Below are 13,382 nucleotides of genomic sequence, written 5' to 3' on the forward strand. Positions count from 1 at the left end.
CTAAACGTTCTGGCTATGTGGAGGATATATGAAAGGTTTGCTCGATTTATTCAAGCAAGTAACACAAGACGAAGAGTTTGATGCCATTAAGATTGGCTTAGCTTCGCCTGAGAAAATCCGCTCATGGTCTTTCGGTGAAGTTAAAAAGCCTGAGACTATCAACTATCGTACATTCAAGCCTGAGCGTGATGGCCTATTTTGTGCTCGTATTTTTGGTCCTATTAAGGATTACGAGTGCTTGTGCGGGAAATATAAGCGTTTAAAACATCGTGGTGTTATTTGCGAAAAATGTGGCGTAGAGGTTACTTTAGCTAAAGTTCGTCGTGATCGCATGGGTCACATCGAGTTAGCTTCACCTACGGCTCATATTTGGTTCCTAAAATCATTACCTTCTCGTTTAGGTATGGTTTTAGATATGACTCTACGTGATATCGAACGTGTATTGTACTTTGAAGCATACGTTGTGATCGAACCAGGTCTGACGCCGCTCAGCAAAGCACAGTTGTTGACTGAGGAAGATTATCTAGACAAAGTTGAAGAGTACGGTGATGAGTTCCGTGCTGTAATGGGTGCAGAAGGCGTTCGTGATTTACTTCGCGCTATTGATCTAGAGTCTGAGGTTGAAAAGCTACGTCGCGAGTTAGCCGCAACTGGTTCAGATACTAAAATTAAGAAAATTGCAAAACGTTTGAAAGTGCTTGAGGCTTTCCAGCGTTCTGGCATTAAACCAGATTGGATGGTAATGGAGGTGCTTCCTGTATTACCTCCAGATCTACGCCCATTGGTTCCATTGGATGGTGGCCGTTTTGCAACTTCTGACCTAAACGATCTTTATCGTCGCGTAATCAACCGTAACAATCGTTTAAAACGCCTGTTAGAGTTGAAGGCGCCTGAAATTATCGTACGTAACGAAAAACGTATGTTGCAAGAAGCGGTCGACTCATTGTTAGACAACGGTCGTCGCGGTAAGGCAATGACTGGTGCGAATAAGCGTCCGTTGAAGTCTCTTGCCGATATGATTAAAGGTAAGGGCGGTCGTTTCCGTCAAAACTTGCTAGGTAAGCGTGTTGACTATTCTGGTCGTTCGGTAATTGTGGTTGGACCACAGTTACGTTTACACCAATGTGGTCTTCCGAAGAAGATGGCGCTTGAATTATTCAAGCCATTCATTTTCCATAAACTAGAAGCGCTAGGTATTGCTACCACAATCAAAGCGGCGAAGCGTGAAGTTGAGCAAGAAACTCCTGTGGTTTGGGATATTCTTGAAGAAGTCATTCGTGAACATCCGATTCTGCTAAACCGTGCGCCTACTCTACACCGTTTAGGTATTCAAGCATTTGAGCCAGTACTAATTGAGGGTAAAGCAATTCAGTTGCACCCTCTAGTTTGTTCAGCATTTAACGCCGACTTTGACGGTGACCAAATGGCTGTGCACGTACCGTTGTCTCTAGAAGCGCAAATGGAAGCACGCACATTGATGCTGGCTTCAAATAATGTGCTATCTCCAAGTAACGGTGATCCAATTATTGTTCCTTCTCAGGATATTGTGTTGGGTCTCTACTACATCACGAGAGATAAAGTAAATGGTCGTGGTGAAGGTATGGCATTTGCTGATGTTGCTGAAGCAATCCGTGCCTATGAAAATAAAGTAATCGAACTAAATACTCGTATTAAAGTACGTATTCGTGAGTGGATTCGTAACGAAGAAGATGAGTTCGAATTAAAGATTTCTCGTTACGAAACAACTGTCGGTCGCGCTATTCTTTCTGAAATTTTACCTAAAGGCATGCCGTTCACTTACGTGAATAAAGCGCTGAAAAAGAAAGAAATTTCAAAGCTGATTAACGCTTCATTCCGCCGTTGTGGGTTACGTGATACGGTGATTTTTGCTGATCAATTGATGTACACCGGTTTCACTTATGCAACCCGTGCTGGTATTTCAATCTGTATCGATGACATGCTGATTCCTACAGATAAGCAGAAGCTACTTGCAGAGGCAGAAAAAGAAGTTAACGAAATTCAGGCACAATACACTTCGGGTCTTGTGACACAAGGTGAACGTTACAACAAAGTGGTGGATATCTGGGGTCGTGCAGGGGATCGCGTAGCTAATGCGATGATGTCTGCGCTGAAGACAGAAAAAGTTGTAGATAAAGAAGGCAATACTGTCGATCAAGAGTCGTTCAATGCGATTTACATGATGGCTGACTCAGGTGCCCGTGGTTCTGCAGCTCAGATTCGTCAGTTGGCAGGTATGCGTGGTTTGATGGCCAAGCCGGATGGTTCGATTATTGAAACGCCGATTACCTCAAACTTCCGTGAAGGTCTGAACGTTCTACAGTACTTTATTTCTACTCACGGTGCACGTAAAGGTTTGGCGGATACGGCACTGAAAACAGCGAACTCTGGTTACTTAACACGTCGTCTAGTGGATGTGACACAAGATTTAGTAGTAATTGAGCAGGATTGCGGCACTAAGAATGGTGTGGCAATGAAAGCCGTTGTACAAGGCGGTGACGTTCTTGAGGCGCTACGTGATCGTATTCTAGGTCGTGTCGCCGCAACTGATGTTGTAAACCCAGAGAGTGGTGAGACAGTATTCGAAGCTGGTACTTTGCTTGGTGAAGATGAAGTTGAGCAGATCGAAGCAATTGGTGTCGATGAAGTGAAGGTCCGTACCGCGCTGACATGTGAAACACGCTATGGTCTATGTGCTAAGTGTTATGGTCGTGATCTAGGTCGTGGGCACATCGTAAACGTAGGTGAAGCCGTTGGTGTGGTTGCTGCGCAGTCAATTGGTGAACCAGGTACTCAGCTTACAATGCGTACGTTCCACATCGGTGGTGCAGCGTCTCGTGCGGCGATGGCTAGCCAAGTTGAGACTAAGTCTAATGGTATCGTTCGCTTTGCCAATATGCGTTATGTAACGAGCGCTAAAGGTGAGTTGGTTGCGATTTCACGTTCCGGTGAAGTGGTCATTACCGAAGATAGTGGTCGTGAGCGTGAGCGTCACAAAGTGCCTTATGGAGCTACTTTGCAAGTAATTGATGGTGCAGTGGTGAAGGCTGGTCAAGTACTGGCAACATGGGATCCGCACACACGTCCAATTATTACTGAGTACGCTGGTCAAGTTAAGTTTGAAAACGTTGAAGAAGGTGTAACTGTTGCTAAGCAGATTGACGAAGTAACAGGTCTTTCAACATTGGTTGTTATCGATCCTAAGCGTAGAGCTGGCTCTACAAAAGGTGTTCGCCCACAGGTTAAACTGCTAGATGAACAAGGTAACGAAGTTAAGCTGACAGGTACAGATACATCAGTAAATATTACATTCCAAGTAGGATGTATTATTTCTGTTAAAGATGGTCAGTCTGTAAATGTTGGTGATGTGCTTGCACGTATTCCACAAGAGTCTTCAAAGACTCGTGATATTACCGGTGGTCTACCGCGTGTTGCAGAGTTGTTTGAAGCTCGTTCACCAAAAGATGCAGGTATGTTGGCAGAAATTACTGGAACAGTTTCATTTGGTAAAGATACCAAAGGTAAACAACGTCTAGTATTGACAGATCTTGATGGTGTTGCACATGAGTACCTGATTCCAAAAGACAAGCATGTATTAGTACATGATGGTCAAGTGGTAAATAAAGGTGAAACGATTGTCGACGGCCCAGTAGATCCGCATGACATCTTGCGCTTGCAAGGTATCGAAGCACTATCTCGCTACATTACTGAAGAGGTTCAAGAGGTTTACCGTCTGCAGGGTGTGAAAATTAACGATAAGCACATTGAAGTAATTGTTCGTCAGATGCTTCGTCGCGTTATCATTTCAAACTCTGGTGAAACCGCCTTTATTCAGGGTGAGCAAGTAGAGCGTGCTGACGTATTAATTCAAAATGAAAAAGCAGTTGCAGAAGGAAGAGAACCGGCAGAATATGAAAATATTCTACTAGGTATTACTAAGGCATCTCTATCAACTGACTCTTTCATTTCTGCTGCGTCGTTCCAGGAAACAACTCGCGTGTTGACTGAAGCTGCGATCATGGGCAAGAAAGATGACTTACGTGGATTGAAAGAAAACGTAATCGTTGGTCGATTGATCCCAGCAGGTACAGGTTTGGCATACCACAGTGCTAGACATCGTGCCGAAGCAGTTGAAAATCAAGAAGTTCAATCTACCCAAGAAGTTGACGTAGAAGTAACAGAATAAAGTGAAAAGCCTTTGGCCCCTTGCATGGTTCTTGACATGGAACTTTGCCGGGGGCTAAAATCTTTGACCTTTAGATTCGGCGGAATTTTTTATTCGCCGTGTTTTTATATTTAGGAAGAAACAATGCCAACAATTAACCAGCTTGTTCGCAAGCCACGTAAAAGTGAAGTGGTGAAAAGCAAGGTGCCTGCATTAAATGCATGCCCACAAAAGCGCGGTGTATGTACACGTGTTTACACAACAACACCTAAAAAGCCAAACTCTGCTTTGCGTAAAGTATGTAAAGTGCGTCTAACTAACGGTTTTGAAGTGATTTCTTACATTGGTGGTGAAGGCCACAACTTGCAAGAGCACTCTGTTGTATTGATCCGTGGTGGTCGTGTAAAAGATTTGCCAGGTGTTCGTTATCACACAGTTCGTGGTAGCTTGGATACTGCAGGTGTTAAAGATCGTAAGCAGTCACGTTCTAAATATGGTGCAAAGCGTCCTAAGGCTTAATTGCTGGTCGTTTTGACAGATAGGCGAATCTATTCGTCGAGTAAGTGATCTACTGATGTAGATTTTGAGCGTTAGCTCAACTGAATTAATTTGAGAGGAAGTAACATGCCACGTCGTCGCGAAGTACCGAAACGTGAGGTATTGCCGGATCCAAAGTTCGGTAACAAAGACTTGTCTAAATTCATGAATGTAATCATGGAAGATGGCAAGAAATCTGTAGCAGAGCGCATTGTTTATGGTGCGTTAGAGCAGATTGAGAAAAAGACCGGTAAAGATGCTTTGGAAGTGTTTACTCAAGCAATCGGCAATGCAAAACCTATTGTTGAGGTGAAAAGTCGTCGCGTCGGTGGTGCAAACTACCAGGTGCCTGTTGAAGTTCGTCCTTCTCGTCGTATGGCATTGGCGATGCGTTGGATTCGCGAAGCAGCACGTAAGCGTGGTGAAAAGTCTATGGGTCAGCGTCTTGCTGGTGAGCTATTGGATGCGGCTGAAGGCCGTGGCGGCGCGATGAAAAAGCGTGACGAAGTTCACCGTATGGCTGAAGCTAACAAGGCGTTTGCACACTATCGCTTCTAAGCAATAGCAAGTAAAGATTTTTAACTATTGGATAAGGTAGCGAGCCGTGGCACGTAAAACCCCTATCGAACGTTATCGTAATATTGGTATCAGTGCTCACATTGATGCTGGTAAAACAACTACGACAGAACGTATTTTATTTTATACCGGTGTGTCTCACAAAATTGGTGAGGTTCATGACGGTGCAGCGACCATGGACTGGATGGAACAAGAGCAGGAGCGTGGTATTACTATTACCTCTGCTGCTACAACTTGTTACTGGAAAGGTATGGATGGCCGTTTTCCAGAGCATCACATCAACATTATTGATACCCCAGGACACGTAGACTTCACAATTGAAGTTGAGCGTTCAATGCGTGTGCTTGATGGCGCATGTATGGTGTATTGTGCTGTGGGTGGTGTTCAGCCGCAGTCTGAAACTGTATGGCGTCAAGCAAACAAGTATGGTGTTCCTCGCCTTGCTTTTGTTAATAAAATGGACCGCCAGGGTGCAAACTTCTTCCGTGTGCATGATCAAATGCGTCAACGCTTGAAAGCTAACCCTGTGCCATTGCAGGTACCTATCGGTGCGGAAGACAAGTTTGAAGGCGTGATCGACTTGATCAGCATGAAAGCTGTCTACTGGGATGATGCTTCTCAAGGTATGAAGTTTGAATTGCGTGACATTCCTGCTGACTTGGCTGACGAAGCTAATGAATGGCGCGAGAAAATGGTCGAGGCTGCAGCTGAGTCTTCAGAAGAAATGATGAATAAATACCTTGAAGAAGGTGATTTGTCTGTTGAAGATATCAAAGCTGGTATTCGCCATCGCACTATTGGTTGCGAAATCATTCCAATGCTTTGTGGTACAGCTTTTAAAAATAAAGGTGTTCAGGCTATGCTTGATGCCGTTATTGAATTCTTGCCAGCACCAACAGACATTCCACCGGTTAAAGGTGAGAATGAAGATGGTACCCCTGCTGAGCGTAAGGCGCAGGATAGCGAGCCATTCTCTTCATTGGCATTTAAGCTAATGAATGATCCGTACGTTGGTCAGTTAACCTTCTTCCGTGTGTATTCTGGTGTTGTTAAGTCTGGTGATACAGTTTACAACTCTGTGAAGGGTAAGAAAGAACGTATTGGTCGTATTGTTCAGATGCATGCAGCGGATCGTAAAGAGATCGAAGAAGTTCGTGCAGGTGATATTGCCGCGGCCATTGGTCTGAAGGATGTGACTACTGGCGAGACACTTTGCGATTTGGATAAAGTGATTACCCTTGAGCGCATGGAGTTCCCTGAGCCAGTAATTCACGTGGCTGTTGAGCCGAAGACAAAAGCTGACCAAGAAAAAATGGGTTTTGCATTGGGTCGCTTGGCAAAAGAAGATCCTTCATTCCGTGTTCGTACAGATGAAGAGTCTGGCCAGACAATTATTTCAGGTATGGGTGAATTGCACCTTGAGATTATTGTTGACCGTATGAAGCGTGAATTCAGTGTTGAAGCGAACGTTGGTGCGCCTCAAGTTGCTTACCGTGAAACTATTCGCCAATCTGTTGAGAGTGAAGCGAAACACGTTAAGCAGTCTGGTGGTAAGGGTCAGTACGGTCACGTTGTACTGAAGCTTGAGCCAATGGGTGAAGGTGGTGGCTACGAGTTTGTTGATGAGATCAAGGGTGGTGTAATTCCTCGTGAATTTATCCCGTCTTGCGACAAAGGTATTCAAGATACATTGAAGAACGGTGTGGTGGCTGGATATCCGGTTGTGGATGTTCGTGCGCGCTTGATCTTTGGTTCATACCACGATGTTGACTCGTCTCAGTTGGCGTTCGAATTAGCTGCTTCAATGGCTTTCAAAGATGGTATGCGTAAGGCGCAGCCGGTGCTGCTAGAGCCAATGATGGCGGTTGAGATTGAAACACCAGAAGAATACATGGGTGATATCATGGGTGACTTGTCATCACGTCGCGGTATTATTCAGGGTATGGATGACAATCCGGCTGGTGGTAAAATGATTAAGGCTGAAGTTCCGTTGTCTGAAATGTTTGGTTACTCAACTACACTGCGCTCTATGTCGCAGGGTCGTGCAACCTACTCAATGGAATTCAAACACTATTCAGAGGCTCCGCGTAACGTGGCTGAAGCTGTTGTAAACAGCAAGAAATAATTTAATAAAGGATATGGCAAATGGCTAAGGAAAAATTCACGCGGACGAAGCCGCACGTAAACGTAGGTACTATCGGTCACGTTGACCATGGTAAAACTACATTGACAGCAGCGATCACTACAATTCTTTCTAAGAAATTTGGTGGCGAAGCTAAGGGTTACGATCAGATTGATAGCGCGCCAGAAGAAAAGGCGCGTGGTATTACGATTAACACAGCACACGTAGAGTATGAGACAGAAACACGTCACTACGCTCACGTTGACTGCCCAGGTCACGCTGACTATGTTAAGAACATGATTACTGGTGCAGCGCAGATGGATGGCGCGATTCTAGTATGTTCGGCAGCTGATGGTCCTATGCCACAAACTCGCGAGCACATCTTGTTGGCTCGTCAGGTTGGTGTTCCATACATCATCGTGTTCTTGAACAAAGCAGACATGGTTGATGATGCTGAGTTGCTAGAGTTGGTTGAGATGGAAGTTCGTGAATTGCTATCTAGCTACGACTTCCCAGGTGATGATACTCCAATCGTTATCGGTTCTGCTAAGTTGGCGTTGGAAGGTGATCAAGGTCAATACGGCGAGCCAGCAATTCACAAGCTAGCTGAAGCTTTGGATTCTTATATTCCAGAGCCAGAGCGTGCAGTTGATGGTACTTTCTTGATGCCAGTTGAAGATGTATTCTCAATTTCTGGTCGTGGTACAGTGGTTACCGGCCGTATTGAGCGTGGTATCGTTAAAGTTGGTGAAGAAGTTGAGATTGTTGGTCTGAAAGCAACTCAGAAAACAACATGTACCGGTGTTGAAATGTTCCGTAAGTTGTTGGATCAAGGTCAAGCTGGTGATAACGTTGGTGTATTGTTGCGTGGTACAAAGCGTGAAGACGTTGAGCGCGGTCAAGTATTGGCTAAGCCAGCATCTATCAACCCACACACAAAATTCAGCGCAGAAGTTTACGTGTTGTCTAAAGATGAAGGTGGTCGTCATACACCATTCTTCAATGGCTATCGTCCACAGTTCTACTTCCGTACAACAGACGTAACTGGTGCAGTTGAATTGCCAGAAGGTACAGAAATGGTGATGCCAGGTGATAACGTGTCAATCAAAGTTGCTTTGATTGCTCCGATCGCGATGGAAGACGGTTTGCGTTTTGCTATTCGTGAAGGTGGTCGTACCGTAGGTGCGGGCGTTGTTGCTAAGATCATCGAGTAATTGGAGTTAATGATGCAAAGCCAAAAAATTCGTATCAGATTAAAAGCTTTCGATTATCAGTTAATTGATCGTTCTGCTCAAGAGATTGTTGATACTGCAAAGCGCACTGGTGCTGTTGTAAAAGGTCCGGTTCCGTTGCCAACAAAAATCGAGCGTTTTGATATCTTGCGTTCACCGCACGTAAACAAAACATCGCGAGATCAGTTTGAGATTAGAACTCATATGCGTCTAATGGATATTGTTGACCCAACGGATAAAACTGTTGACGCATTGATGAAGTTGGATTTGCCAGCTGGTGTAGATGTAGAAATCAAGTTGCAATAAATTTGATTTGTAGTTAGAATAGCGGGCTCACTCCTAAAGTGAGCCCGTTTTTCTTTATTATTCGGTCAATCGTAACCGAACCTGAAAAGGAAATTAATATGAGTCTAGGACTTGTTGGTCGCAAGGTTGGCATGACTCGCATTTTTGCTGATGATGGAATTTCTATCCCGGTAACAGTGCTTGATGTGTCTAAAAACCGCGTGGCACAAATTAAAACGCTAGCAACCGATGGTTATTCTGCTGTGCAAGTTGCAGCAGGTGAGCAAAAGGCTAGCCGTGTAAATAAGGCGTTGGCAGGACATTTTGCAAAAGCAGGTGTTGAAGCTGCTCGCGAATTAGTTGAGTTTCCATTGGATGCAGAGGCTTTGGCTTCTTTGCAGCCTGGACAGGTGTTGTCAGTTGAAATTTTTGCTGCAGGACAGTTGGTCGATGTGACTGGTACTAGTCTTGGTAAAGGTTTTTCTGGTGCTATCAAGCGTCACAACTTTAGCTCTAACCGTGCTTCTCACGGTAACTCTATCTCTCATAATTCTCCAGGTTCAATTGGTCAAGCGCAGGATCCAGGTCGTGTTTTCCCTGGTAAGCGTATGGCTGGTCAGTACGGTAATGTAAAGCGTACAGTGCAGAATCTAGAAGTTGTGCGTGTAGATGTGGAGCGTCAATTGCTTTTGGTTAAGGGTGCTGTCCCTGGCTCAAAAGAAGGGCGTGTTGTGATTCGTCCAGCTGTGAAGGCGGGTGCATAATGGAATTGAAAGTTGTTAACGATTCAGGTGCAGTTGTTGGTGCGTTGGATGTTTCTGATGCATTGTTTGCACGTGACTATAATGAAGATTTAGTGCATCAAATTATTACTGCGTATCGCGCAAATGGCCGCTCAGGCAATCGCGCTCAAAAAGGTCGTAGTGAGATTGCTAAGTCTACTCGTAAACCTTTCCGTCAAAAAGGTACCGGCCGTGCACGTGCTGGTATGGCGTCAAGCCCAATTTGGCGTGGGGGTGGTAAGATTTTCCCTAATTCTCCAGAGGAAAACTTTACACAAAAAGTAAACCGTAAAATGTATCGTGCAGGTGTTGCGGTTATCTTGTCTCAATTGGTTCGTGAAGAGCGTTTGGTTGTGCTTGATACGCTTGCTGTTGATGCACCAAAAACCAAAATCTTCGCTGGTAAATTGAAGTCTTTGGGTCTTGATAGCGCACTGTTTGTTGCTGATCAAATCGACGAGAACTTATTTTTGTCATCACGCAATGTAGCTAATGCCTTGGTGTTGGAAGTTCGTGAAGCGGATCCAGTTAGTCTGGTTAAGTATGACAAAGTTGTGCTAACTCGTGATGCGGTTAAGCGTTTTGAGGAGTTGTTAGCATGAGCTTGAGTCAAGAACGTCTATATCAGGTTTTGTTGGCGCCACAAGTTTCTGAAAAAAGCACTCGTATTGCTGAAAAATATGAGCAAGTTGTTTTCAAGGTGACAACTGATGCAACTAAGCCAGAAATTAAAGCGGCAGTAGAAATGCTGTTTAAAGTTCAGGTTGAGTCTGTTCAAGTGATCAATATGAAAGGCAAGCAGAAACGCTTTGGCCGTACAGTTGGTCGTCGCAAAGACTGGAAGAAAGCATTTGTTTGCTTGAAGCCTGGTCAAGAGATTAACTTCGCGGCCGGTGAGTGAGGAGTAGGTTATGCCAATCGTTAAAGTTAAACCGACATCAGCAGGTCGTCGTGCTGTTGTTAAGGTCGTAACGCCAGAGCTGTACAAAGGTCGTCCACACGCAGCATTGCTTGAGCGTAAGACTAAGACAGCTGGTCGTAATAATAATGGTCACATTACTACCCGTCATATGGGTGGTGGTCATAAGCAACATTATCGCGTAATCGATTTTCGTCGTAACAAGGATGGAATTCCTGCGGTTGTTGAGCGTATCGAATACGATCCAAACCGTACTGCGCACATTGCTTTGGTCTGCTATGCAGATGGCGAGCGTCGTTACATTATTGCTAACAAAGGTCTAAAGGCTGGTGCTCAGGTAATGAGCGGTTCTGAGGCGCCTATCAAGGTGGGTAATGCACTGCCTTTGCGCAATATTCCAGTAGGTTCTACTATTTGTTGTATCGAAATGAAGCCTGGTAAAGGTGCCCAGTTGGCACGCTCTGCTGGTACTTCGGTTCAGTTGCTAGCTCGTGAAGGTTTGTACGCTCAGTTGCGTCTTCGTTCAGGTGAGATCCGTAAGGTTCATGTTGACTGCCGCGCAACCATCGGTGAAGTGGGTCATGAAGAGCATAACCTGCGTTCATACGGCAAGGCTGGTGTAATGCGCTGGTTGGGTATTCGTCCTACAGTTCGTGGCGTGGCTATGAACCCTATTGATCACCCACACGGTGGTGGTGAAGGACGTACTTCTGCTGGTCGTCATCCGGTTAGCCCATGGGGTCAAAAAACCAAGGGTCTACGTACACGTAGCAACAAACGCACTTCTAATATGATCGTGCGTCGTCGTTATTCGAATAAAGGGTAATTTTCATGGCACGTTCTATTAAGAAAGGCCCATTTGTCGATGGCCATCTGCTGAAGAAAGTGGAAACCGTGCGTTCGACTAATGATAAGCGTCCAATCAAAACTTGGTCTCGTCGTTCAACAATTCTTCCTGATTTTGTTGGTCTGACAATCGCTGTTCACAACGGTCGTCAACATGTTCCAGTTTATGTTAACGAAAACATGGTTGGTCACAAATTGGGCGAGTTTGCTTTGACTCGAACATTTAAAGGTCATGCTGCCGATAAAAAGGCTAAGCGTTAAGGGGGTTTTATGCAAGTTTCTGCTGTCTTGAAAAATGCCCGCCTGTCAGCGCAAAAGTGCCGACTGGTGGCTGACTTGGTTCGTGGTAAATCTGTTGACCAAGCTTTGAATATTCTTCAGTTCTCACCTAAAAAAGGTGCTGAATTGATTCGTGCACTTCTAGAGTCTGCGATTGCAAATGCAGAGCACAATGAAGGTGCGGATATCGATACGCTGAAGATTACTACTATTTATGTTGATAAAGGACCTTCTTTGAAGCGTTTCTCTGCCCGTGCTAAGGGTCGTGGAAACCGTATCGAGAAGCAAACTTGTCACGTTACGCTAACTGTTGGTGAGTAAGGAATAACCATGGGACAGAAAATTCATCCAACCGGGTTCCGACTGGCAGTGACCAAAAACTGGTCTTCTAAGTGGTACGCTAGTAGTCGTAACTTCGGCGCTATGTTGAACGAAGATATCAAGGTTCGTGAATATCTGAAGAAGAAATTGGCGCACGCAGCTGTTGCTCGTATTGTTATTGAGCGTCCAGCAAAAAATGCAAAAATTACCATTCACAGTGCACGTCCTGGTGTTGTAATTGGTAAAAAAGGTGAAGATATTGAGGTGTTGCGCGCTGACCTGCAAAAATTGCTAGGTGTGCCTGTTCACGTGAATATCGAAGAAGTTCGTAAGCCAGAATTAGATTCTCAGCTAATTGCGGATAGTATTGCTGCTCAGCTTGAAAAGCGCGTGATGTTCCGTCGTGCAATGAAGCGTGCTATGCAGAATGCAATGCGTCTAGGTGCTCAGGGTATCAAAATCATGAGTTCTGGCCGTCTAAATGGTATCGATATTGCGCGTACTGAATGGTATCGTGAAGGACGTGTGCCTTTGCATACTCTTCGTGCTGATATTGACTATGCTACTTCAGAAGCCAAAACTACCTACGGTATTATTGGTATTAAAGTTTGGGTCTATAAAGGCGAACAAGGTTCTCAACCTGTTGTTGCTGCAGTAGAGCCAGAGAAGAAATCTCGTAAGTCGGGGGCTAAGCATGCTGCAACCAACTAGAACAAAATTCCGTAAGCAACAAAAAGGTCGTAATACTGGTGTTGCTACTCGTGGTGCTTCAGTAAGTTTTGGTGAGTTTGGTTTAAAGGCTACTGGTCGTGGTCGTTTAACTGCTCGTCAAATCGAGGCTGCTCGTCGTGCTATGACCCGTCACATTAAGCGTGGTGGACGTATCTGGATTCGCGTGTTTCCTGATAAGCCGATCAGCTCTAAGCCAGCTGAAGTTCGTATGGGTAATGGTAAAGGTAGTCCAGAGTACTGGGTAGCTGAAATCCAACCTGGTAAAGTATTGTACGAGATGGATGGTGTAAGTGAAGAGTTGGCTCGTGAGGCATTCCGTCTTGCTGCAGCTAAACTTCCTTTTGCTACAACTTTCGTAGTTAGAATGGTGGGGCAATAATGAAAGCTTCAGATTTGACTTCAAAAAGTGTCTCTGAGTTGCAAGAAGAATTGATCTCTTTATTGAAGGCTCAATTTGGACTGCGTATGCAGCACGCAACTCAGCAGTTGTCGAAAACAAGTGAGCTTCGTAAAGTGCGTCGTGATATTGCGCGCGTACGCACAGTTCTTAAGCAGAAAGCGGTGTGAA

General features: G+C 44.9%; 15 protein-coding genes. All 15 read left to right on the forward strand.

Annotated features, from left to right (window positions below):
• The first annotated feature begins 28 nt into the window (after window positions 1–28).
• The 15 genes from rpoC to rpmC all read left to right on the forward strand — a co-directional run bounded on the left by rpoC (window position 29) and on the right by rpmC (window position 13,381).
• A complete protein-coding gene (gene rpoC / locus LIN78_RS09310; protein ID WP_227180518.1) occupies window positions 29–4,204 on the forward strand; it encodes a DNA-directed RNA polymerase subunit beta' in 4,176 nt (1,391 codons plus the stop codon).
• 123 nt (window positions 4,205–4,327) lie between these two features.
• Complete coding sequence (gene rpsL / locus LIN78_RS09315; protein WP_227180519.1) at window positions 4,328–4,702, forward strand: 30S ribosomal protein S12; 375 nt, start codon at window positions 4,328–4,330, stop codon at window positions 4,700–4,702.
• A gap of 105 nt (window positions 4,703–4,807) precedes the next feature.
• Window positions 4,808–5,278, forward strand: coding sequence for a 30S ribosomal protein S7 (gene rpsG, locus LIN78_RS09320; protein ID WP_227180520.1), 471 nt, complete (start codon window positions 4,808–4,810; stop codon window positions 5,276–5,278).
• Window positions 5,279–5,324: 46 nt separating this feature from the next.
• Window positions 5,325–7,421: an elongation factor G gene (gene fusA, locus LIN78_RS09325; RefSeq protein ID WP_227180521.1), complete on the forward strand. Its 2,097-nt coding sequence runs from the start codon at window positions 5,325–5,327 to the stop codon at window positions 7,419–7,421.
• A 20-nt stretch (window positions 7,422–7,441) separates the two neighbouring features.
• On the forward strand, window positions 7,442–8,632 hold the full coding sequence (gene tuf / locus LIN78_RS09330; RefSeq protein WP_227180510.1) for an elongation factor Tu: 1,191 nt from the start codon (window positions 7,442–7,444) through the stop codon (window positions 8,630–8,632).
• A gap of 12 nt (window positions 8,633–8,644) precedes the next feature.
• Window positions 8,645–8,956, forward strand: coding sequence for a 30S ribosomal protein S10 (rpsJ, locus tag LIN78_RS09335; RefSeq protein WP_227180522.1), 312 nt, complete (start codon window positions 8,645–8,647; stop codon window positions 8,954–8,956).
• A 98-nt stretch (window positions 8,957–9,054) separates the two neighbouring features.
• Entirely contained in the window at window positions 9,055–9,699 is a 645-nt protein-coding gene (rplC, locus tag LIN78_RS09340; RefSeq protein ID WP_227180523.1) for a 50S ribosomal protein L3, read from the forward strand.
• Complete coding sequence (gene rplD / locus LIN78_RS09345; RefSeq protein WP_227180524.1) at window positions 9,699–10,319, forward strand: 50S ribosomal protein L4; 621 nt, start codon at window positions 9,699–9,701, stop codon at window positions 10,317–10,319. Before rplC ends, rplD begins: the two co-directional genes overlap by 1 nt.
• A 2-nt stretch (window positions 10,320–10,321) precedes the next feature.
• Window positions 10,322–10,618 (forward strand): 50S ribosomal protein L23, encoded by a 297-nt coding sequence (gene rplW / locus LIN78_RS09350; protein WP_227180601.1) that lies wholly within the window; start codon window positions 10,322–10,324, stop codon window positions 10,616–10,618.
• 10 nt (window positions 10,619–10,628) lie between these two features.
• Entirely contained in the window at window positions 10,629–11,462 is an 834-nt protein-coding gene (rplB, locus tag LIN78_RS09355) for a 50S ribosomal protein L2 (RefSeq protein WP_227180525.1), read from the forward strand.
• Between the two features lie 5 nt (window positions 11,463–11,467).
• Entirely contained in the window at window positions 11,468–11,743 is a 276-nt protein-coding gene (rpsS, locus tag LIN78_RS09360; RefSeq protein ID WP_018149816.1) for a 30S ribosomal protein S19, read from the forward strand.
• A 9-nt stretch (window positions 11,744–11,752) separates the two neighbouring features.
• Window positions 11,753–12,082 (forward strand): 50S ribosomal protein L22, encoded by a 330-nt coding sequence (gene rplV, locus LIN78_RS09365; protein WP_227180526.1) that lies wholly within the window; start codon window positions 11,753–11,755, stop codon window positions 12,080–12,082.
• 9 nt (window positions 12,083–12,091) lie between these two features.
• Entirely contained in the window at window positions 12,092–12,793 is a 702-nt protein-coding gene (rpsC, locus tag LIN78_RS09370; RefSeq protein ID WP_227180527.1) for a 30S ribosomal protein S3, read from the forward strand.
• On the forward strand, window positions 12,777–13,193 hold the full coding sequence (rplP, locus tag LIN78_RS09375; RefSeq protein WP_227180528.1) for a 50S ribosomal protein L16: 417 nt from the start codon (window positions 12,777–12,779) through the stop codon (window positions 13,191–13,193). The genes rpsC and rplP overlap by 17 nt, the downstream gene beginning before the upstream one ends.
• The gene (gene rpmC / locus LIN78_RS09380) at window positions 13,193–13,381 is read left to right on the forward strand and encodes a 50S ribosomal protein L29 (RefSeq protein ID WP_227180529.1); all 189 of its coding nucleotides are present in this window, start codon (window positions 13,193–13,195) and stop codon (window positions 13,379–13,381) included. The genes rplP and rpmC overlap by 1 nt, the downstream gene beginning before the upstream one ends.
• The last annotated feature ends 1 nt before the right edge of the window (window position 13,382 follow it).

It is taken from the genome of Leeia speluncae (genome assembly GCF_020564625.1).
Taxonomy (GTDB): Bacteria; Pseudomonadota; Gammaproteobacteria; order Burkholderiales; family Leeiaceae; genus Leeia; species Leeia speluncae.